21 protein-coding genes, 2 tRNA genes and 1 pseudogene are annotated in these 21,052 nt (G+C 54.8%); 13 read left to right on the top strand and 11 right to left on the bottom strand.

Annotated elements, in window-relative coordinates; translation table 11 throughout:
- Positions 1-122: 122 nt before the first annotated feature.
- Together FAA97_RS21465 and FAA97_RS13460 are read left to right on the top strand one after the other, a co-directional pair.
- Positions 123-677: pseudogene (locus tag FAA97_RS21465) on the top strand (flagellin N-terminal helical domain-containing protein); the annotation flags it as partial.
- A gap of 24 nt (positions 678-701) precedes the next feature.
- Complete coding sequence (locus FAA97_RS13460; protein WP_484237559.1) at positions 702-1,790, top strand: flagellin; 1,089 nt, start codon at positions 702-704, stop codon at positions 1,788-1,790.
- Between the two features lie 4 nt (positions 1,791-1,794).
- Here the strand turns inward: FAA97_RS13460 and FAA97_RS13455 are convergent, their stop codons facing one another.
- Positions 1,795-2,475 (bottom strand): helix-turn-helix domain-containing protein, encoded by a 681-nt coding sequence (locus FAA97_RS13455; protein ID WP_136599061.1) that lies wholly within the window; start codon positions 2,473-2,475, stop codon positions 1,795-1,797.
- A gap of 359 nt (positions 2,476-2,834) precedes the next feature.
- Positions 2,835-2,924: transfer RNA gene (locus tag FAA97_RS13450), tRNA-Ser, on the bottom strand.
- 274 nt (positions 2,925-3,198) lie between these two features.
- On the opposite strand from FAA97_RS13450, the gene FAA97_RS13445 reads away from it, so the two are divergent.
- Both FAA97_RS13445 and FAA97_RS13440 read left to right on the top strand, forming a co-directional pair.
- Positions 3,199-4,374 (top strand): DNA cytosine methyltransferase, encoded by a 1,176-nt coding sequence (locus FAA97_RS13445; protein WP_168800999.1) that lies wholly within the window; start codon positions 3,199-3,201, stop codon positions 4,372-4,374.
- 275 nt (positions 4,375-4,649) lie between these two features.
- Complete coding sequence (locus tag FAA97_RS13440) at positions 4,650-5,654, top strand: DNA cytosine methyltransferase (RefSeq protein ID WP_136599060.1); 1,005 nt, start codon at positions 4,650-4,652, stop codon at positions 5,652-5,654.
- On the opposite strand, the gene FAA97_RS13435 is transcribed toward FAA97_RS13440, so the two are convergent.
- Both FAA97_RS13435 and FAA97_RS13430 read right to left on the bottom strand, forming a co-directional pair.
- Positions 5,579-6,685 carry a 5-methylcytosine restriction system specificity protein McrC gene (locus FAA97_RS13435; RefSeq protein ID WP_136599059.1) on the bottom strand — a complete coding sequence of 369 codons (1,107 nt, stop codon included), beginning with the start codon at positions 6,683-6,685 and terminating at the stop codon, positions 5,579-5,581. The genes FAA97_RS13440 and FAA97_RS13435 overlap by 76 nt on opposite strands.
- Positions 6,682-8,094: an AAA family ATPase gene (locus FAA97_RS13430; RefSeq protein WP_136599058.1), complete on the bottom strand. Its 1,413-nt coding sequence runs from the start codon at positions 8,092-8,094 to the stop codon at positions 6,682-6,684. Before FAA97_RS13430 ends, FAA97_RS13435 begins: the two co-directional genes overlap by 4 nt.
- Before the next feature lie 133 nt (positions 8,095-8,227).
- Between FAA97_RS13430 and FAA97_RS13425 the strand changes: the two genes are divergently transcribed.
- The 3 genes from FAA97_RS13425 (at position 8,228) to FAA97_RS13415 (ending at position 10,611) form a co-directional block, all read left to right on the top strand.
- Complete coding sequence (locus tag FAA97_RS13425) at positions 8,228-8,659, top strand: very short patch repair endonuclease (RefSeq protein ID WP_246041457.1); 432 nt, start codon at positions 8,228-8,230, stop codon at positions 8,657-8,659.
- Between the two features lie 167 nt (positions 8,660-8,826).
- A complete protein-coding gene (locus tag FAA97_RS13420) occupies positions 8,827-9,966 on the top strand; it encodes a hypothetical protein (RefSeq protein WP_136599057.1) in 1,140 nt (379 codons plus the stop codon).
- A 156-nt stretch (positions 9,967-10,122) separates the two neighbouring features.
- Positions 10,123-10,611, top strand: coding sequence for a hypothetical protein (locus FAA97_RS13415; protein WP_136599056.1), 489 nt, complete (start codon positions 10,123-10,125; stop codon positions 10,609-10,611).
- Here the strand turns inward: FAA97_RS13415 and FAA97_RS13410 are convergent.
- Positions 10,568-11,167 carry a recombinase family protein gene (locus FAA97_RS13410; protein ID WP_136599309.1) on the bottom strand — a complete coding sequence of 200 codons (600 nt, stop codon included), beginning with the start codon at positions 11,165-11,167 and terminating at the stop codon, positions 10,568-10,570. The genes FAA97_RS13415 and FAA97_RS13410 overlap by 44 nt on opposite strands.
- Positions 11,168-11,298: 131 nt before the next feature.
- On the opposite strand from FAA97_RS13410, the gene FAA97_RS13405 reads away from it, so the two are divergent.
- Positions 11,299-11,625 carry a hypothetical protein gene (locus FAA97_RS13405; protein ID WP_136599055.1) on the top strand — a complete coding sequence of 109 codons (327 nt, stop codon included), beginning with the start codon at positions 11,299-11,301 and terminating at the stop codon, positions 11,623-11,625.
- Between the two features lie 387 nt (positions 11,626-12,012).
- On the opposite strand, the gene FAA97_RS13400 is transcribed toward FAA97_RS13405, so the two are convergent.
- On the bottom strand, positions 12,013-12,618 hold the full coding sequence (locus FAA97_RS13400; protein ID WP_136599054.1) for a hypothetical protein: 606 nt from the start codon (positions 12,616-12,618) through the stop codon (positions 12,013-12,015).
- On the opposite strand from FAA97_RS13400, the gene FAA97_RS13395 reads away from it, so the two are divergent.
- Positions 12,605-13,327 carry a hypothetical protein gene (locus FAA97_RS13395; protein WP_136599053.1) on the top strand — a complete coding sequence of 241 codons (723 nt, stop codon included), beginning with the start codon at positions 12,605-12,607 and terminating at the stop codon, positions 13,325-13,327. The genes FAA97_RS13400 and FAA97_RS13395 overlap by 14 nt on opposite strands.
- A 1,025-nt stretch (positions 13,328-14,352) precedes the next feature.
- On the opposite strand, the gene FAA97_RS13390 is transcribed toward FAA97_RS13395, so the two are convergent.
- From FAA97_RS13390 to FAA97_RS13375, 4 genes are all read right to left on the bottom strand, one after another.
- The gene (locus FAA97_RS13390) at positions 14,353-15,345 is read right to left on the bottom strand and encodes a site-specific integrase (protein WP_136599052.1); all 993 of its coding nucleotides are present in this window, start codon (positions 15,343-15,345) and stop codon (positions 14,353-14,355) included.
- A 59-nt stretch (positions 15,346-15,404) separates the two neighbouring features.
- The gene (locus FAA97_RS13385) at positions 15,405-16,121 is read right to left on the bottom strand and encodes an HNH endonuclease (RefSeq protein ID WP_136599051.1); all 717 of its coding nucleotides are present in this window, start codon (positions 16,119-16,121) and stop codon (positions 15,405-15,407) included.
- Between the two features lie 15 nt (positions 16,122-16,136).
- Positions 16,137-17,582 carry a P-loop ATPase, Sll1717 family gene (locus FAA97_RS13380; RefSeq protein ID WP_136599050.1) on the bottom strand — a complete coding sequence of 482 codons (1,446 nt, stop codon included), beginning with the start codon at positions 17,580-17,582 and terminating at the stop codon, positions 16,137-16,139.
- A gap of 210 nt (positions 17,583-17,792) precedes the next feature.
- Positions 17,793-17,882 (bottom strand) — tRNA-Ser (locus FAA97_RS13375).
- Positions 17,883-18,155: 273 nt separating this feature from the next.
- Here FAA97_RS13375 and rplU point away from each other — a divergent pair.
- From rplU to FAA97_RS13355, 4 genes are all read left to right on the top strand, one after another.
- The gene (gene rplU / locus FAA97_RS13370; protein ID WP_136599049.1) at positions 18,156-18,470 is read left to right on the top strand and encodes a 50S ribosomal protein L21; all 315 of its coding nucleotides are present in this window, start codon (positions 18,156-18,158) and stop codon (positions 18,468-18,470) included.
- Between the two features lie 33 nt (positions 18,471-18,503).
- Positions 18,504-18,773 (top strand): 50S ribosomal protein L27, encoded by a 270-nt coding sequence (gene rpmA, locus FAA97_RS13365; RefSeq protein WP_136599048.1) that lies wholly within the window; start codon positions 18,504-18,506, stop codon positions 18,771-18,773.
- A gap of 124 nt (positions 18,774-18,897) precedes the next feature.
- Positions 18,898-19,536, top strand: a complete 639-nt coding sequence (locus FAA97_RS13360) for a GNAT family N-acetyltransferase (RefSeq protein WP_136599047.1) — start codon at positions 18,898-18,900, stop codon at positions 19,534-19,536.
- A 5-nt stretch (positions 19,537-19,541) separates the two neighbouring features.
- The gene (locus FAA97_RS13355; protein WP_246041455.1) at positions 19,542-20,120 is read left to right on the top strand and encodes a GNAT family N-acetyltransferase; all 579 of its coding nucleotides are present in this window, start codon (positions 19,542-19,544) and stop codon (positions 20,118-20,120) included.
- Positions 20,121-20,153: 33 nt separating this feature from the next.
- Here the strand turns inward: FAA97_RS13355 and FAA97_RS13350 are convergent, their stop codons facing one another.
- Entirely contained in the window at positions 20,154-21,017 is an 864-nt protein-coding gene (locus FAA97_RS13350) for an endonuclease/exonuclease/phosphatase family protein (RefSeq protein ID WP_136599045.1), read from the bottom strand.
- Positions 21,018-21,052 lie beyond the last annotated feature (35 nt).

Raw genomic sequence — 21,052 nt, 5'->3', positions numbered from 1 at the left:
CCCCGGTATTTCTACCGTCGGATAGAGCGACCTCCGTTAACGTTTCGGCAACTATGAAGGCGCTCGGCAACTAGACGGTATCATGATGATTCCGCTGGCTTTTGAGAGTGAGAGCGGGCGTGATGGCAAGTATCCTGACGAACATTTCGGCCATGGCGGCCTTGCAGACCCTGCGGACGGTATCCTCCAGTCTCGGAGACACCCAGGCTCGCGTCAGCTCGGGACTGCGCGTCGGAACCGCCGCAGACAGTGCGGGCTATTGGTCTATCTCCACGACCATGCGCTCTGACAACATGGCTATGGGCGCCGTCGTCGACGCACTTGGATTGGGAGCCGCGAAAGTTGACACGGCTTACGCCGGCATGGAATCGGTCGTCGATGTCCTCAAGGCGTTCAAGGCGCGACTGGTGGCCGCGAGCGAGGAGGGCGTGGATAAATCGAAGGTCCAGGCTGAGTTGAATGAGCTCAATCAGCAAATTCTGGAAATCGCATCCGCGAGCAGCTTCAATGGCGTCAACTGGCTCTCGACGGATTTCGCTGATCTGGGACAAGCCACATCCTCCGTCATGTCCTCTTTTGCACGAGCAGAGGACGGAAGTGTCAGCGTGAAAAAGACGGACGTCACGCTGGCTTCCATCTCGCTCTTCAATTCAACCGGTGACGGCCTCCTTCAGAAAGGCAAGCCAACCGATTACGGTGGAATGCTCCCCTACCCGCCCCAGGGATCGAGCTCAGGATATCAGTTTTTCACAGTGCCGCCGTCCACTACGGCTTGGCCCGCCGGCGCGGAAATCACATTTGATCTTCTCGTTGATGGTCCAAATCCAGACGCTGGCACGCCTTACCCGGTAACCATTGATCAGGCGACAGTGATCGCCGCTCTCGGCACAGATACGATCACAGACGGTGCCGACATGAGCAATGTTTTGAAACAGGCAATCGGGTCGCTGATACCAGTGAGCGTATCCGGATGGGGACCGTCCACCTCCTACCCGTTTGGCCACTTCAGTGTTACCTCCGACGACACCGTCAACGGACTTTATTCAAGCGTGAAGGTCGCCAACCTTGTCAGCACCTTGCCAGGTGCAGAGGACTTCGGACTGGGCACCCCGTCCTCATACAACAACCGATATACCAGCGCCTACCTGAGTTTTACCGAGGCCTTCGTGCTGGACAACAACCATGAGTTTGCCTTCAGCGTGAGGGTCAACAACGGCTCGGTACAGAACTACAGCGTGACAGAAGAGGATGTGAATGCGGTTCTCGGAAACAGCAACGGAGTCGTATCCAGCGCTGAGGAATATGCGGCGGTGCTGCAGCATGTGATGGCCTCGTCAGGGCTGCAAATCTCGACTGGCAGCTACTACGACGAAACGAAGTACATACGCTTCAGCCCCGATCCGCTCATCTACCCGGAGCAAGGAAGCAACTCGCAAATCGTGTTTTCAAACGTGGACGGCAACGAAGTTCTCTTCGACCTCGCCGACGTCGATGTCACTGACCCTACCATAGATCTCGACAGCTACCTCATGGGCGTAGAGAAAATGCTGAAGAAGACGACATTGGCGGCTTCGAAGCTAGGCGCTCTCCAGGCCCGTATCGCACAACAGGCTGAGTTCACGATCAAACTGATGGCAAGCATCGATCAGGGTATCGGTCGCCTCGTCGATGCCAACATGAGCGAGGAATCGACGAGGCTCAAGGCACTGCAGACCCAGGAGCAGCTCGCCATCCAGTCCTTGTCGATCGCCAACACCGGTGCAGACTCGATCATGCAGCTGTTCAGGTAAGTCGCTAGTCGGCACTTCTGTCCAAGTGCATCGCCATCAGCATGGCGACCAGATGAACCGTGTTGCGGGCGCCCATGCGATCCTTCATCCGGCTTAGCCGATGCTCAACGGTCCGATGCGAAAATCCGAGCGTGCTCGCAATTTCCTTGGCCGTTGCACCCTCGATAAGAAGCTGCGTTATCGCCTCATCCTCAACGTCCAGATTTGCCTCTTGCCGTGGCCGGGTCAGCAGGAACCTCGCATAGGATGAAGAGATGATCCATTGCGAGCCACCGTTGTTCTTCTGTGGCAGCAGTATGCGATCGTATCCAAGGCTGAGACCCATCAGCTTCGTCTTGACCAGCTCCATGCGCGGCTGTTGCGTATGCGCCACCTCCAAGAGCCGCGGGATAACGGCCTCCTCCATGTAGCGGCGGTCCTTGAAATCACCAATCCGGCAATCGGCGAACAATTGATTGATGTTCAGCACGCGAGACGTGAAGCCGGAGTGCCTGATCGCCTTCATTTCCCACTGCAGCGGATCGTCGCCGTTCAGTCGGATCACGGTCAGTCGCATCTTGATCGAGAGTTGATCGATAACCGGAGCGAACACGACCTCCGGGTCGGAGGCATCATCAGCACTTGTCGTCAGCCATCGATCAATCAAAATTCGCGCAACAGCTGAAAAGGGAGTCTGGCCGACCATCTACTATACAAACCTCAAATCACGCGACCATCCAACCCAAAATTGTGCAATCTTCAAGAGCACATTGCGCCTAAGCTGTTGGAAATAGTGAAGAAGTCACAAGTATTTGAAGAGCTGTGAAAGCAAAACTATGAAGTATCGCGCTGATCTGCATCCGGTGGAGACACTCCGCATCGGATCGCTCCTCGCCTGCACCAGGCGCTCCCTGAAGTCGGTCAATAGCTGCTATTGACGCACCAGATGGATTGGTCTCGCGATCCGCACCGGTCACAACCCCGCAGGCGCCCGCCCTATCGGAGAGCCGCCGGTGGACTGATATCATATTGCATCTGCGATATCTGCTGCGAAAGCTCGGAAGATGGCGGAGAGGGTGGGATTCGAACCCACGATACCCTTGCGAGTATGCCGCATTTCGAGTGCGGTGCTTTCGACCACTCAGCCACCTCTCCGGTCACACTGGTCGGCGCACGGTGGCGCGGGCTGTCTCATAGCGGATTTTTGAGCCTGGCGCTGCGCCGCAATCGCGCCCTTGGAAGTTATCCCCGTGACACCTATGTTGCAGCCAGGCAATAGTTGTGAGCTTCACACCCGCATTGGGAATTTGACTTGACTTCTCATTTAAAAAGAGAACATTCAGAGAACTAAACTATAATATGTGGCGCTGTATCTGCAGCCCCCCTCGACCAAACATCCTCGTAACACATTGAAACTACTGGGAACGATATGAGCAACACAAGTAGCCTTATTAGTCTGTTTTCGGGAATCGGTGGGTTCGAACTGGGCTTTCAATCCCAAGGCTTCAAGGCTGAAGTTTGCTGCGAGATTGACCCGAATGCTCAAGCGGTTTTACGCAAACGATTTTCCGAGGCGACGCTCATGTCGGATGTTGCGGATATCACTAAACTACCGCCGGTCAGGGTTCTAACGGCGGGGTTTCCCTGCCAAAACTTAAGCCTCGTTGGCAACAATACAGGGATCAACGGTCGTGACACGAAAATCGTTCACGACATGTTCAGAGTGATAGCGACAAATCCTTCACCGGAGTGGCTTATTTTAGAGAATGTTCCCTTCATGCTTTGGCAGCATAAAGGGGAAGCTATCCAGTTCGTCACCTCGACATTATCCGAACTTGGTTACAAATGGGCATACCGCGTGGTCGATGCGCGCGCATTCGGATTGCCTCAGAGGAGGCGCAGGGTCCTGATAGTTGCGAGCAAGATCCATGACCCGCGTAGCGTAGTTTTCGGCGAAAGCCATGCGGAGCCGGAGTGGTTGAGGGACGACGGTTCTGTTCCCGTCGGTTTCTCGTGGACCGAGGGCCGCATGGGGCTTGGCTGGGCACCAAACTGTGTGCCTACTATCAAAGGTGGTTCTAGGGTCGGCGTTCCATCGCCGCCAGCCATCTGGTTTCGCGATTCGGGACTAATCGGCACTCCCTCCCTAGAGGATGCCGAGCGTCTACAGGGCTTCCCTTCCGGATGGACGAAGGTTGAAGGGCTGAACAGAGACTCATTTCGCTGGAAGTTAATCGGGAATGCTCTTCCAGTAGTGTTCGGAGCCTGGCTCGCGAGAAAAATTAAAGATCCCTCCGAACCCGATGTGGGTAGCAGAGAAAGACCATGGCGAGAACGAGTGTGGCCCAACGCGGCTTATGATCTTGGGGCAGGTATAATGAGAGTGGACATATCCGAGTTTCCTGAGGACAAAGGTAGCGAAGGGTTAGCCTCATTCCTGCTTGATGAAGTAAAGCCACTGTCCTCAAAGGCTGCTCTGGGATTTCTCAACCGTGCGAGAAGCGGAAAGCTAAAATTCGTCGATGGCTTCCTAGATGCGGTTGAGCTGCATGCTAACCGCATGAAACAAGATGTCGGGAACAACACACTTAAGCGCGCTGCTTGAAGGAAGACTCTGTGAAATGGGATCCGCAACTGAACTTGACTCTGGCCCCTACCCCAGTGCCAATTCTGGAATTTGGGAGAGAGTTAAACGAGATCAAAAGAACTACGACTTCGTTGTCAGGACAGAGGTTCGTCACTAGCGTAGTCGCCGACGCCAGGAGTAATGATCTCGAAAGCGGATTTGCTAAGGCCTGGCTAAAGACCAAACATAGGCCAGTCGGCATAAGTCCCACGGATGAGGTCAGGATCGTCGACCTATTCTCTGGATGCGGTGGCATGAGCCTCGGCATCGATGAAGCGTGCCGCGCTCTAGGCAAACATCCAGTTCATTCCTATGCCGCCGAACTAGACCCTACCTATGCAGCGGTTTACGCACGCAACTTCAACCCCACCTCTCAGCATGTTGGGGACGTGACGGAGGCGCTTTCAGGAGTTCTGGGAACGCCGTTAAGCTACCGAGAACGCGAGCTTCGCGATAGCCTCGGTCGCGTCGATTTGCTCTGCGGTGGCCCGCCGTGCCAAGGCCATTCCGATCTAAATAACTACACACGGCGCAGCGATCCGCGCAACTCACTTTACGACCGTATGGCTCGCGCAGCGGAAGTTCTTAATCCGAGATCGGTCATCATTGAAAATGTTCCCGGCGTCCAACGAGATCGAACTGGAGTTTTCACCCGCACAGTCGGATTTCTAGAGCAGCTTGGTTATAGTGTATACGTTACCACACTGGATGCTAGTGAATTTGGTGTTCCACAAGCGCGAAAGCGCACGTTTGTATTAGCTTTGCAGAGCAGAAAGCATCTAGAGCATTTTACAAATGTGCTCGAACAGTTAAGGAATAAGCAGTCGCGTGATGTCCGCTGGGCAATCGACGATTTGAATGTGCAATCTGGCGAATTTGACAGGCCCTCAACGCTTTCCGACGAAAGTCAGAGGAGGGTAAACTGGCTTTTTGAAACCAATTCGTTTGAGCTTCCCGACTCAATGCGTCCTGATTGCCATAGGCTCAAGCAACACACCTATAAATCGGTATACGGCAGAATGTATCCGGACCGGCCTGCTCCGACGATCACTACCGGTTGTCTGGTTATGGGACAGGGTCGCTTTATTCATCCGACGGAGCCTCGGACCATCACACCTCACGAAGCGGCCAGAATTCAATCCTTTCCAGATTTCTTCGATTTTGGGCTTCAAAAAAGAACAACCTACGCCAAACTGATAGGAAACGCAGTTCCACCGTTGCTAGCATTTCCTGTAGGGCTTGGCATACTTTCTAGTTGATGGACTATATCAATGATGCCATCGTGAATTGATCGCCAGTCCTTTGAAAGGTCGATAGGTCTAAACGAAAAATTAGAGCCGCACACTGAGAAGTCGAGTGCCTCTAGCTCACCAACGTCTGGATACAAAACTAAGCCAGAGACATCGCGGGACGGCTGCGTTGCTTTGACATTACAGACATAAGAAAATATTTGGTAGAAGTGTTCAGAGCGGATTTTGTTCGTTCCGTGGTGTGACGAAATTTGATTTGCCGTAAACTTTGCGTCGATCACAATGGATTTGTTTTGAGCAAACTCTAGCACCACGTCCATATTGAGATGTGGAATAAGGCCGCTATCTCCGTGCCTGACTTGCAGGTCGGCCATTTGAAAACGGCGAGCGCCAACCTTAGCATGCGGCATGTGTTCTTGTAAAAAGCCCCTTAAAAAACCTTCGAAAACCCTCCGCATTCTAGCTTCGTCCCGGTAGAGCTCATCGAACCAGGAGCTCCCATCCCCGTCCGCAGGCGAGAAGCGCAGCATCAGCAGTTCACAAAGGGCCATTGGATAGCGGTAAGTTTTCGGCAGTATCAGATTAGACAACCTAGTGAATGCGCTTCTGTCTGCGGTGATGGTGGAAACGCTCGAAAGCCTTTGCTCTAGAGCAAACGCATCCTTTCTAATCATTGCATTGAGGCTCTCTTGCCTCGCAAGAAGGGCCAATGCCGCCTTCAATATGCGATTCGGAAGAGTGTCGATTGACGTGCTCGGAGACGAGCAGACTAGAATCTTTCGTTTGTAGCCGGACTCCCTAACGGACTGGGTAAAGTTAATTTTTCCTCGTGGACGCCGTGTGCGCTCTAGATCGCTCACAAATGACACTGCAAGATGACGTTTAACTATGGCCGTCGACATCCTGCAAATCTCAGAACCGATGATTTCTGCTGGGGAACTGAAGTCATCAAAAGACGTCCGCCGAGCGCCAAGCGGGGGTAAAATACCCCATGCATAACACAGCATGTAGTATAAATTGGCTATAGGAATTGACTTCATTCGCTCCCCACGATCGGAGCGGTGTCGTTTTCAACCTCAGCAGGAAATGGTTTCAGCAGCTGTGCTTCGTATGATGCCGCAGTCTCGGGCGAGTCGAACCAATATTCACGAAGAAGTGGACCAATTTCATGGACAATAATTGATCTATACCATTTCTGATGGTCAGTGGGCGGGCTGCTTGGGCAAAAATAGCTGTGACCGATTTCAAATCCAGCTCCGAGCGACCGAGTTTCCGACCGTATGGCTTCATTCAGCGAGTTAAGCCTCAGAAATACTTCCTTGACAAAAGCAGAAGGCAATCCTTTAGCAATGAGAAAGGAGGCAAAGTTCTCATCACCAAAAGCGGGCGGTATGGTGACAAAAGAAAACCGACGCCGCAGTGCATAGTCTACTATGGCCAGAGATCGATCAGCGGTATTCATTGTTCCTATGATATATACATTAGGTGGGACGTAAAATTCCTCAGCGCTCATGTTTGGATCTTTGTAAGCTAAATTCATTCCGTATACAGGAGATCGCTTTGTTGACTCGATGAGCGAAAAGCACTCACCGAAAACTGCAGAAACGTTGCCTCTGTTAATTTCATCTATTATCAAAACATGATTTTTATCTTCGCTCAGCCTCGCAGTTTCGCAGATCTCCATGAAATGGCCAGCTGCCAGCTCGAATCCATCGCCGTTGGGCCTCCATCCCTGAATGAAGTCGTCGTAGGAGTAGCCCGCATGAAACTGAATGGCTGTAACGTTACCACCGTCGCCCACAAACGCCTTTGCGAGAGCCGTTGCAAGTGTAGTTTTCCCCGTTCCTGGGGGTCCCTGCAATATAATACATTTTTTCCTGACTAGTTCGCCCAATACTTCATCTGAGAAATCTTTATCTATAAACAAACCCGGAATATCTTCTAAGGCCCTACTGGCAAAAGAGCTACTTCCCGCACCCGATGGAGCTTCTATTACTATCCTTCTGTCTTTTGGCACCAGGAAATATTCAGCCAGCAGGGCGGCTTCTTTCTCTTTTCTCTTATCGAAGTAGATTCTTTCCACATGCCATTCAGGGTCGGCGCCGACCAAAATACCTATGCCACCAGCACGCTGCACGTTGGCGTCCATATATCTGGCTATCTTTTCATAGGTTGCCGCCTCGCCCGTGCAGCGCATCACAAACACTCGATTTAGCAAAGGGATTGAGGCGTTTCTTTTCGCACCGTTTGACTCACTGATGCTGCGCGCGGTCTGCTTCTCATCGCTAAGCGTGCGAATATCAATCCAGTTCGGATCAACTCCGGCGATCTTCGCTACGGCCTCAGAAAAATCCCTCTTTTGTTGCGTCGTAAGCTGTGGACGAGTTCCGCTGCTTTCAATGACCAGGTTATCAAAGATAACTTTCGATTCTGGATTAGCCTGATTCACCGTTTCACCTCAATTAACCAAATCTACCGCAGGTAGGTAACCTGATTCGCCATCGTTCTGCCTAGCTGTTGATAGAACTTTTGATTTTAGGTGATCACCGCAACGGAGAACGCCTCGTCCGAAGGAGCTCTAAGTGAGCATATTCGATGAAAAAGATGTATCTGAAGTTCGCCGCCGTATCATGAGGGCGAATGTTCATAAAGACACCAAGCCGGAACTCGAAGTTCGATCATTCCTCCACAAGAACGGCTATCGCTATCGGCTGCACTATAGCCGTCTGCCGGGCAAACCTGATATCGTTTTTCCTTCGCGAAAGAAGTTGATCGACGTTAGAGGCTGCTTCTGGCATGACCACAGGTGTGCACGGCATTCGAGGTTACCGAAAGCTCGGTCACATTTTTGGACCGAGAAGTTACGCGCCAACAGCGAACGCGACCACAGAAACGAGCAGCTGTGGGTCGCGGCAGGGTGGACTTTCCAAATTGTTTGGGAATGCGAACTCAAAGACAAAAAGGCCGAGCTTGAGCGCTCGCTTATAGACTTCTTGAAAGACAATCCCGCTTGACGCCCATTTAGCACGCCGGCTTTGACCAACGCTGGCCGTAAGATTGCATTCCCGTTTTCATCACTGTGAATCCGACCGCTGATCAAGCAGCTTATCGGCGGACGACAGTCGTGTGCGATGACAGTCGCCCAAGCACGAAACGCATAGTCAACGTCCAGGTGCATTCAATGGAAAAGACACGAGAGGAAATCTACCGCCTGGTTTGGTCGACACCACTGAACAAGCTGGGGTCAGAATTCGGCGTCTCAGGTCAAACGCTCGCCAACGTCTGCAGACGCTTCGATATACCCGTTCCACCAGCTGGATACTGGCAGAAGCTGGCTTTCGGCAAAGTAGTCGAGAGACCTGAATTGCCGACAGAGAGGGCTGATAGAGGCTCGATCGTCAGTTTGGGCCCGAAGGTGCCCCGCTCTGCCCTAGCCGCAAAACCGGTTGAGATTCGCGAGGTTGAGGCAGGAGCAGTCGAAAACTTCCAGACAGCGCTCCCTTCGCATCCGATCGTGGCTTCAATCCGCAAGCGGCTCGCAAAACTTAAATGGTATGAGGACTTTGCCACTATCACGGTGCCACCCTTCAAAATCACGACATCGCCTGGCTCCATCGGGCGAATATGCGATCTCGTTGACCAGCTGGTGCGGGAGATGCAGGGGCAAGGCTGGAGTCTGCAGAAGCAGGACACCGACGCATGGCGTCTAATCATCCAGGAGGAAGAGATCTGGATGAGCTTCCACGAACAGACCGAAAGGATTGCTCACATTCCGACCAAGCAAGAACTGCGAGACGCAGCGCAATACTCATGGCGAAAGATTCCGGAATTCGACCATGTGCCATCGGGGTTGCTGAAGCTCACGATTACCAACGCCAGTTATCTCGGACTGCGCGCCAACTGGGCAGATGGAAAGAAACAGCGGCTAGAGATGACCATGCCTAGCGTCTTAGAGGGGCTGGCAGCAGCAGGCTCAGCCCTCCACGCACGGCGTTTGGAGAGGGACGAGCAAGCCCGCCAATACGCTATTTGGGAGAAGCGGGAAGCCGAGCGAAAACGCTTAGAGCAAATCCAGTTTGCGCGCGTTGGCGAACTGAAGGCTTTGGCGCGACGGCATCGCGAAGCAGCCGAATTAAGAGCATTCGTTACAGCTGTCCGAGAGCTCGTGGCCCGGTCTCCGGAGAGCGAGGGGAGCGCAGCAGTGGAATGGCTGAACTGGGCAGAGCAAGCCGTTGAGGGGCTCGACCCACTAGGGTCCGGGCCGCCCCATCTGATGTCAGAGCACGATGCCTACTACAGTGCCTATAAGTATCGGGAGTAGCGCCTGGTAGACTCAGGGATGCTCACTGGCTGGCTCCGAGCTTCTGGTCGATGTCCGACAGCGGAAACCAGACGGCACGCGCCTTTGACTCGCTCTGGCGCTTTCTGGTTTTTGCGGCTAACCAGATGCGGTTTTTGATACCGGACTCGATTTGAAATGCCGAAGAAGCAGAAGCGCGACAACGCATATTACGAAGAACGTCTGAAGAACGAGTTCCCCGCGACCTACGCCGACCTGCAGGCCGGGAAGCACAAGACGATTGCCGAAGCAGCAATCGCCGCAGGATTGAAGAAGCCAAGGACCCGAATCCAGGAGCTTAGGAATGCGTTCGGCAAGTCTAGCAAGACTGAGCAGGCCGACTTTCTTTGCTGGCTGACGGCCCAAGGCTATGCAGTCGCATCAAGCCCAGCAGTAGGCGTAGCTGCTTCCGCGATCGCGATGGATAGGAGACTGCTTCCTGCCACAAAGGCGCGGATCGAGGAAATCATGGCAAAGCGCGGGGTGGAGATGGGCGAGGTCATGGCTGAGATGGGATGCAACCCCTACGATCAGTCGGTGAGCCGAGCGCTGCGGCGCTTGACGCGGCTGCAGCCCGATGTGATCACGGCCCTGGAGAAATGGCTGGCTGCGAACGCATCGATTTGACGGAACCGCGCAGGAGCCGTGCGAGCGTTTTCGGGTGCACACCGTATGCCGCAGCGACGTCGGCGACGGGCTCCAGGTCGTTCTCGATTGCCGATCGCGCGGCTTCGGTCTGCTCTGGTGTCATCGAGCGACGGCGTCCAATTCGCGATCCTCGCGCTCTGGCAGCTTCCATCCCCGCCTTGGTGCGCTCGCTGATGATGGCTCGTTCGAATTCCGCCATCGCGGCCATCATGTGAAAAACCAGCCGTCCGCCCGATGAAGAGGTGTCGATGCTCTCAGTCAACGACCGAAAATCACAGCCCCTCTTCGATAGCCCGTTCACGGTCTGAATTAGGTCGACGAGAGAGCGTCCAAGCCGGTCGAGACGCCAAACGACGAGCATGTCACCCCGCTTGACCTTCTTGAGAGCGGTGAGAAGACCAGGACGCTGGAAGTCGGCGCCGGATACCCCATGGTCGGTGAAGATCTCTGAGCAACCAGCCGCCTTCAATGCGGCGACCTGCATATCAAGGTTCTGCTCGACCGTTGAAACACGGGCATAACCGACCAGCTTAATCTCGTGCATCCTCACGCTCCAATGGCAGCTAAGCGATTGACATAAAGGAACGATTTCGCTCTGTCGGTCATAAAATGGAGCTTCTCCGGAAGCCCTTGAAACCATAGGATGCGACCGGTCAGCAGTTACAGTTGACCTCTATCGGACAAAGGTTCCCTTTCGCTCTAGCGGGCAAATCCAGGCACTATGTCAGCGAGGAGTTCATGGACATTTCATTGATCATTTTTGCATCGGGTATTGTGTTCGGTGGTGCCTGCGCGATCTTAGCCGCAAACAAGAACCGAGACCCGCTCGGCTGGTTCGCGCTCGGCTTCCTCTTCAGCTTCGTTGGATTGATCGTGATCGCCGCACTCTCGCCCGCAGAGAAGTCATCTGCCGACAGCCGGTCGAAACGACGCCAGGGTAACGGCGAGTTCGCATCCAACCCGAAAGACCCGGAGCGCCCCTGGCTGGGATGAGACTTGGGCGCATTCGCTTCGAATGCTTGGCGCGCAAATTAGATGAAAACTCTAAACGTCTACAGAGTTTTCATTCGCGGAACCTTCTACGACTCCCGGAACTGCAGCTCCTCTCCTGGACGAGAATGATTTCACCGTAATATTATATATATTGTCTATTATTATATATACATATTTACGATAGATGGACGGGAATGAAGCTCGCTTCCGGGAGTGAATTTGAACAGGTGCTCACCGGCGTGATCCTTGTCAGGAACGCTACATTCTCGCACCGGCGACCGTCTCGCTTGCCCTTGCTCGCCCCTGAGCGAAAGGAAGCATGCTCTGACCTATCACGGGCACTGTCTGCGAAACTGCCAGGCCCCGCAGACAGGAGCTATCGAAGTGTCACTCGGACCGGATCGGCAGACCGCTAAGCTCGTGTTCAAGCAGAAGCTGGTCAGTGCTTGGTAATTCTGCGGACAGCGCATTGCTGACCCACAGTCCAATCGGGGGGCGAGGATATCCATTGGGGTTGCGCAAGTAGTTGTCTACGTGCGCGGCAACTACGCGTGCGGCACCGCCATAAGTTCCGGACTTCTGAAGCCAGATCGCATGCTGGTGACCACACGTGTGCCGGATCAGATGATCGAACGTCGGCAGGAACGGGCAATCATCGTTCCACAGCAGGCGGCAAACCAGCTGGAGAGAGACGCGATGATCTCCTAACACCCGCCAATTGAGGTTACCGCTCTCCAAATACGAGCGAAGCAGCTTCGGGAAAAATGCCCTGCAATCTGCTACGAGGTCTTCGGGCACAGGAATTACGTGCATGTTCATAATATGTTGCTCCATTTGTTGAACACCAACAATTATAGCGGCCAGCCGATCGAACAGCCGCAGGTCAGGAGCGTGGTCAGAAACCTTGAGAAAACCGTTTGATTTCAGCAGGCAGTAGAATGTATGGCCGGAGAGATATTGCTCGAAAGGCGGTAAGATAGTGTCCGCGATCAATTCAAATGCCGTTGCGTTTCTGTTCGCCTATGTTCGAAAAATGCCCAAGACGATGAAAGAGCTAAACCAGCTTAAAGAGCTGCGTGCGCAATCCGCACTACTGCTGCGGTTCGCGAAGGCGCGTGGTCTAGAAACGCCGGTAAGACGACCTGCAGTGACAACCTATCGCTCAGCCGTGTTCACGAGAAATGCAGATTTTAGGCGGGCAGTTGCTGAAGCTAGAACAGCTTCGGCGGTCATATGGGTAGCCGACCTCGGCCAATTGTTTCGCATGGCCACAGCCCTAAACACCACCAAGATCATGGAAGATCTGGATAAGCTAGATTTGGATCTGGTCGACTGCACAAGCGGAAAGAAATGGACCGAATTCAGTGCACCCGAACGTCTGATGTTGATGCAAGAAGCCGCGTCTCGCAAAATCAGCTCTGCAATCTCGATGTCTACCAGGAAGGGGCAAGCTCCAGAGCTTCAAAGCGCACTCAAGGGTGCGCTCTCCAACAAGGCGAAGGCTGACCAGCATGCCACCCAGCTCCGGCCAGTGATAGAAGAACTGAAGGCCACTCTTCAGCCAGGTGAGTCGCTTACACCGGCAAAATTGATGCGTCACCTTAATGAGCAAGGTATACAGCCAGCGCGTGGCGCTAAGTGGTCTTACAACGGCTGCAAGAACCTTCTACACCGCCTGCATCTGCATCTGCATATTCATTGAAAACTCTAAACGCTTGCAGAGTTTTCAGTCGCGAGCTTCTCTGGAACGCCGGAAGGAAAAAGCGCTCTCCCGGAAGGACGGGATTTCACCGTAATGTTATCTGTATATATTATATTAATTTATATACATGTTTACGATAGACGGACGGGAATGGAATTATCTTCCGGTAGGGTAACCACATAGGTGCTCACCGGCGCAGTTCATGGCCTTTAGCTACATCGCTCATCTCAGCATGAAAGCCAGCGCCAGGGCTCAACCTCGTCAACAATACAGTTAGCTCAGAGCTAAGCCACGGCTGCACCCGTATTTCTGCGTTCCCATGACAGGCATGGGAGGATAGGTCGCCTAGTCATCGCGGCCATGGAAGGCATCCCCATCGTGCAGCTTGATTTCTTCTAGGACTTCGATATCCGCCAATCGACCTGGGTCTCGATCGAAGATCGCCGCAGCCAAGGCGAAGGAGGTTGCGCGGCACCGGGCGGGAGTGAACGAGAGGCGGATGCTCTGCCGTGGATCGTCCACAAAGAGCTGAGGATTTTGATAGCGCTCGACCGCCTTCAGGTCCTCTCAGCAGGCCGCGCTAATGCCAGTGCGCTGGCGCGCGGGTATAGGTTGATCTTTGCAAGCATCCTGACGCACCAGCGGATATGTTTTTGCCACTGGCGCCCAAGGGATTGGTAGCGTCTACCAACTGGCTCACCCGTCCGGCGTCCAGTAAAATTGGCAGTCAAAGCTGCTTGACTTTCAGGGAGTGACGCGCAAAGCGCCCGATGCAACTCAAGCGCGTTGCATTACCTTTACATCGGCACCAAAAACGCCTGAAATGGGTAAAATCCGCAAGGTGGTGTAAACATCATGACAAGGTCGGGCCCAAATCGGCAGTGTTTTGAAGGTTGGAGGCAAGGTCGAACACAACCAAAGGTATACACTTTTGACCGTTTTTGTCCCGCGACCTTTACAGATTTAGCCGTGAGGCAAGGTCTATGTAAACATAGCGCAAGGCGACGGCACTAGCGCAGATAGATCTACCCTAGGCGCGCAACGAGATCATCGGCGCTCAGATGGGTGTATCGCTTCAGCATCCGGAGCTCTTTGTGTCCGGAGATGCTGCTGACCTCGATGATATTCAGACCCCGCTCGAATAGACGGCTGACGCCCTCGTGACGCAGGTCGTGAAAACGCAGCGATTTGATCCCTGCCCTGATGAGCAATCGACGCCAAGCCTGTTCCAGCGCTCCCGGCGTCATCGGGAAGACCGTAGATAGACCTACCGGCACACGCGCCTTCCAATCCATCAGCGCGTCAAACGCTCTCTGAGAGAGCGGCACCTCGCGACCGGAACCGTTCTTGGTCAGGGCAAGCGTGATCACCCGGCGATTGTGCGAAATGTCAGACCATTTCAGGCCGAGGATCTCCCCTCGCCGCATCCCTGTCTCGATAGCCAGTATCAGCAGCGTTTTGAAGTATGGCGTCTGTCCGCCGTCGCAGCCATCGAGAAGCCGTTGCTCCTCATCGCCCGTCAGTCTCCGGCTGCGCTCATTGCGGATCATCGGACGGCGAACCAGCTTCACCACGTTCTTTGCGAGCGGCAAACCCCAATCGCGGATAGCGACCTCTAGGACGTGGCTCAGGATCGCAAGCTCGCGGACGGTCGTAGATGGAGCTACCGTCTGGAGCCGCTCGTCGCGGAACGATGCAATGTCCTGTTGGCTCAGCCCGATCAGCGTTCGGTAGGCAAGATCATGACGACGCAGCACGTCGATTCGCTGGACCTCTTGAACGGACCCGCGCTTGGTGGGCGAGATCTCGCGCTGGTAGCGCTCCAAGAGCTGCCCAAGCGTCGTGCTTTCGAGGATCTTCGTATCCGGGGCAGCGCCGAAGCGATCGACCTGGGCTTCCAGGTCGCGAGCCCACTTCTCGGCTTCCTGCTTGGTGTCAAAGGACTTGCAGCGGGGCTTCATGCCGCGCCGGCGCACCTGCGCCTGCCAACGTCCTCTGAGCTTCCGGATCGTCGCCATGTGATCTCCAATCAATATTGAAGATCACGCGTAGGACGCCCCTGGAGGGGTGCCAAGGTTTATCCCGGCACGATTAGAGCTCGGGCCTCGTCAAGACCCATCCATCTGGCCTTCGCCACCATGGCGCGGTGAATGAGACGATGGCAGCAGGCGCAGAGCAAAGCCAAGTCGGCCAGCTTCGTCTTGCGCTCACCGGCGTCGGCAAGCGGAACGAGATGGTGCGCCTCGAAGATGGCCTCCTGCAGAGGCTCTTCCAGGTCGGGCCGAGCCAAATCGCAAATGTCACAACGGAAACCCGCGACGCGGCGATCGTCCAGCAGCATCTTGCGCACCTTAGGATTCCGCTCTCGCCGAATATGAATGGCAGTAAGAACCCGTCCTTCGGGTAGCTCCTGCTCAATCTCCGGGATTTGCTCCGAGCCGACAGTTGCGATTCCTGCCTTTATTGCCTTAGCGATCTGGTGCACTTCGTCTTTTCGAGCTCCATACTCCGCCCAGATCTGGCGATCCATGCTCGATACGTTTCCGAGTCCCTTGCCGGTCGCGACCTGACGAATGTTCATGAGCTTGAAACCCACACCATCAGGATTTCTAAATGTCGGCTGTTTAGCGACCTCCGCGTAATACGGAAGAGAGCGAAGTATTTCGGAAAGCGCTTTTACCTCTGGCGCCCGCGGCGATGGCACTTTCCCATCGACGTCGAAATACAGAGCCAGCGCGAGAAGCGTTTCATCCCGTGTCCAGCGTGGATTCCCATGTCCCTGCGTGACTGCCACGAAGCACCTCTTTAATTAAACGAGATTTAGTGCTTTCCACAGACCTCTGTGTAGCATGATCTTTTCCCTCTCATCAAAACTAGAGTGCCGATTTCTGTATTTGAAAGAATAGAACGTATTCCCGCCCGGCTTATTCTGGATTGCCCCCAAAGCGCTACACTCAAATAAACTCTCGCATATTTCGTGAATTCGCTCCTCAGCCAGTGCCTTTTTCATTGTTTTCGACACTGCGATAAGCTCACTGAATGAAAAATCTCTTTTCTTAACCCTCCCAAACGCAGCAATTATCAATTGGATCTCATCGGGATCAGCATACCCGCTAAGTTCGTCTTCGATCTCTGGGAGGAAATACTTTATTGAATATTCGCGCAATCCTGCTTTGAACGCATCTACATCAACGATGTTGCCACGGCAAAAAACCTGGATATGCGTCAATAACTGCAAGAAGTCGCGAGGCGTGTGACGCGTCATGTCTAGCAGCTGCTTAGCCGCACGCTCTCCATTGAGGTAATCCGGTATCAAAGTGCCGAAAAGCTTTGCCCCGGAACCCAGGCTACGCAATGTTCTAAGCTGCGCAGCGTGAAGCAGCAACGAATTCTCCGGGTTCTGAGGATCGTGATACCAGTCGAATTCAACTGAGGCATCATGACGTATCTTATTCTTATTGGCGCCGGGTATCCGTTCGAAAAGATCGGTCCTACAGAGCAGTATTATTTTTGATGGAACGCCATGTTTTGCAAAATCAGAATTAAGCCGAGATACTTCAAATATCAGCGCAGCCAGGGACTTGTATTGTATTTCTCGAGACGTCAAAATATCGTCCAAACCATCTATGATCAGATAGTGCTTACTTGTGCTTCGAAAGCCTCTAACGATATTTTTCAGGCTTTCAACGAAGTCAGGGATCTCCGACGCCGGACGAATATCCGACCCCGCCCACTCAAAGGATGCCAACTCACCAGGCAGGGCGAGCTTAAAGCTGTTTTTGCTTGTTGTTCTGACGATAGAAGCTGGATCTGAGCTAGGAGACAAACCCATTTGCCGAAACGCTTTTGCAGCATCGAGCAACGCGGGCATATTGTAATGCGAGCCTCCCTCGTCCCCTACCATTGATTCTAGGAGGTAAATTAGTAGGATCCATGACCACGCTGTCGGGTATTTCGCCTCAGGCTCAACGTCACCACGGATCAGTTTTGAAAAGGGTGTAAACGGGAAATCCGCCAATGAGACCAGCTTAGCAAAACGGTCATGGCGGTCGGCGAGGGTGAGATGCAAACGCTCTCCCAGTGATGATTTTCCGGCGCCTTTGTATCCTAGGAACAGGAATTTCTTGCCGTCAGTTGCTTCTTCTGCTGCAGCCTTGAAGTCTATGTAACCTTCAGTGATTAGGCCAGGGTCATTATCACGCTCGTGCTCCGCACTGATAAAGCCAAATGCTATTTTTCTGAAATCGTCGGCCACAGCCCGCCCCCCCCGCAACGAATCGCAAGCTAGATCAGATTGTGCAGGGAATAAAACTGCAAGTTCAAAATTGAAAATCTACAACGCACGATGAGTTAACGCCGTTACGTTAGTGCCTGCATCGTGGCCCTAGCTAACATGGGCGCCCAGCTCGAAAATTAGCAGACATCAGTTAGTCGCTGGAAACCCTTGCACCCCAAGGGTTCGCGATGGCGGAGAGGGTGGGATTCGAACCCACGATACCCTTGCGAGTATGCCGCATTTCGAGTGCGGTGCTTTCGACCACTCAGCCACCTCTCCGGTCACATTGGTCGGCGCACGGTGGCGCGGGCTGTCTCATAGCGGCAACTCACCCCCCATGCAAGAGCGAATATGACGGTTTTTCCCGCTTTTATCTTGACACTCCTGAGGGGCTCACGTATGCGACCCTCGACCCAAAGTGTGCAGAACTGCGCCTTGTGGTCTTCGCAGCTTGCGAAGTGAACCGGCGGGATGAAAATCCTGCTTCTCCGACTGGCAAAAAGACGGCCCCCTTTGCAAGGGAGAGCCGGAACGAACATGAAAGGTTAAAAAATGTTCGCAGTCATCAAGACCGGCGGTAAGCAGTACCGCGTGAACGCCAACGACGTGCTGACCATCGAAAAGCTGGAAGCCGAAGCTGGCGCGACCATCGAATTCACCGAGATCCTCGTTGTCGGCGAAGGCGCCGATGCCAAGATCGGCGCGCCCTTCGTGGCTGGCGCCAAGGTCACGGCCGAGGTTGTTGAACAGACCCGCGGCAAGAAGGTCATCGCCTTCAAGAAGCGTCGTCGTCAGAACTCCAAGCGTTCGCGCGGCCATCGTCAGCATCACACCGTGGTGCGCATCACCGACATCGTCGCAGCCTGAAACGCGGATAACAAGGTTTAAAGGAGCAATCCAATGGCACACAAAAAAGCTGGCGGTTCCTCGCGCAACGGTCGCGATTCCAATTCCAAGCGCCTCGGCGTGAAGAAGTTCGGTGGCGAAGTCGTCATCGCAGGCAACATCATCGTGCGTCAGCGCGGCACCCAGTGGCATCCCGATGCAAACGTCGGCATGGGCAAGGACCATACCCTCTTTGCGCTCACCGCTGGCAATGTGAACTACCGTACAAAGGCGAACGGCAAGGTATACGTGTCCGTGATGCCGAAAGCCGAAGCAGCAGAATAAAGCCGGTAGCGTTTAACAGCCGGCGTCTCATCGACCCGGCTGACCGCATCAGGTTCAGTCTAGAAAAAAGGGGAGATGGGGCGCCATCTCCCCTTTTTTCTTGTCCAACAAAGGAGACTGAACCATGGAAAGCTTATTGATGAGGGAGGATCAATTCCGGTCCCCCGAAGAGCGGCAAAGGCCCGATCGGTCAAGAACCGATTGCCCCGTCTTGTTGTCACAACGGCTCGTCCTGCGCGCCCCGCACATCGAAGACATCGACGCCCTTGCCCATCTCGCCAACAACGCCGCGATCGCCACAATGGTGGCCCGCATGCCGCATCCCTACACGGCAAAAGACGCGGCCGACTTCGTGCGACGCACGAATATCGGCGAGATCGGCAAGTGCGTCTATGCCATCACCAAAGCGGAGAACGGCGAGTTCCTTGGTTGCTGCGCGCTGGAGCCCAATCCGATCGATGATACCACGCTCGAAATGGGGTACTGGCTTGGCGAACCTTACTGGAACAAGGGTTACGCAACGGAAGCGGTGCATGCGCTGATCGACATGGCGTTTCGCACGCGGGAATGGGTGTCGCGCATCGATGCGCGCTGCCGGGTCACCAACATCGCCTCGCGGCGGGTCATCCAGAAGTCGGGCTTCCAGTTCCAGGGCACCGGCATGGTCGGCAATCTCGCGATGGGCGGCACGGTTCCGGTCGAATGGTACAGGCTGGATCGCAAGACCTGGCTGTCGCTCAAGAGCTGGGGGGAGATGCGGTGAGCGCGATGCTGGCAGATAGAGCAGTCACGGCAGCGGCCATGCCAGGCCCCTGCCCGGTCATCGAGACGTCCCGTCTCGTGCTGCGTCCCCACCGGATGCAGGATGCGGATGCGATTGCCACCTCGCTTGGCGATTTTGCCGTCGCCCGCATGTTGACGCGGGTGCCCGTCCCCTATGATCGGGAGGATGGACGCGATTGGCTGAACATGGTGACTTCGGGCCTCAAGCCGGACTGGCACTTCGCAATCACCCTGGATGGGGTGCATGTCGGCGTCGTTTCGCTCGAGCTGCGCCATGGCCTTTGGAACGTGGGCTACTGGCTGAACCGCTTCTATTGGGGCAAGGGCCTCATGTCCGAAGCGGTCGATGCAGCGCTCGAGCGCTTCTTCAGACGCATGGCCGGGATCGAGATTGCAAGCGGTGCCTTCGCCGACAACCCCGCCTCGCGCCGTGTTCTGGAGGGGCGCGGCTTCCGCGTCATCGGGATGCGCGACGTCTACTCGAAAGCCCGCGGGCAAATGGTGCCGCTCGTCGAAATGCGGCTCGGCCAGACGGACTTTGCCACCCGCACGCACAAGCCATAGTCAGCAATGCTCCGGGCGCCCGCCGCCCGGAGTTCATTCCTCCGCCAGTTCGACCCAGACCGGCAGATGGTCTGAGCCAACCGCCGACACATCCACCCGGCAGGCCTTCAGCCGGGATACCAACCCACCACTGACAAAGCAGTAATCGAGATGCATACGCCGCGAACCGTCCTCGCTGATCCAGCTATAACCGCCCTCGGGACGGCACTTCAGATGCGCCTCGACATCCGTGGGCAGGCCCGTCCTCGGCGCGCGTCCGTAGTAGGCATCACTTCGCCCGACCATGGCGACATATTCGGGGCTCTCAGGCTCCATGTTGAAATCGCCCATGACAAGAAAGTCCTCCGGCAGCGGCGGGTCGGACACGGCAAATTCGATTGCACCCGTCAGCGCCCCGCCCTCGGAGACGTAGCCAAAGACGCGCTCCTTGAGAAAATCGATCTGCGCGATACGCTCGTCCGGCGAAACATGGTCGAGATGGACAGAATAGACACGCAATGCACCGCCGGGCGCGTCAATCACGGCCTCGAGCGCGCCCCGCTGCAGGTTCAGCTTGTCGAAGGTGCGGCTGCGCGGCAAAAGCAGGTTGCGACAGGCATGGAGCGGATAGCGCGACAACACCATATTGCCGAACTGGAAGCGCCGTTCGCTCAGCCGACCCTCGACAACAGCGTGATCCACCAGAATGTCGCAGGCCGGACCGAAGGCGACGAAATAGTCGGGAAACTGCGCGGAAAAGGTCTCGACGAGATCGGCGTAGCCGTTTCGGCTATAGCCGCGCGTGACCTCCTGAAGCGCGATCACATCGGCGCCGCGAAGGCTGGCAGCGATCCGGTCCGGGTCAAAACGCCCGTCCTGGCCTATGCCATACTGGATGTTGTAGCTGACGAACTTCACGATACTCTTTGACCTCCGCGCCCTGCGGCGATAAC

It is taken from the genome of Peteryoungia ipomoeae, from assembly GCF_004912165.1.
Classification (GTDB): Bacteria; Pseudomonadota; Alphaproteobacteria; order Rhizobiales; family Rhizobiaceae; genus Allorhizobium; species Allorhizobium ipomoeae.
This window is presented reverse-complemented; position numbering and strand designations above follow the sequence as displayed.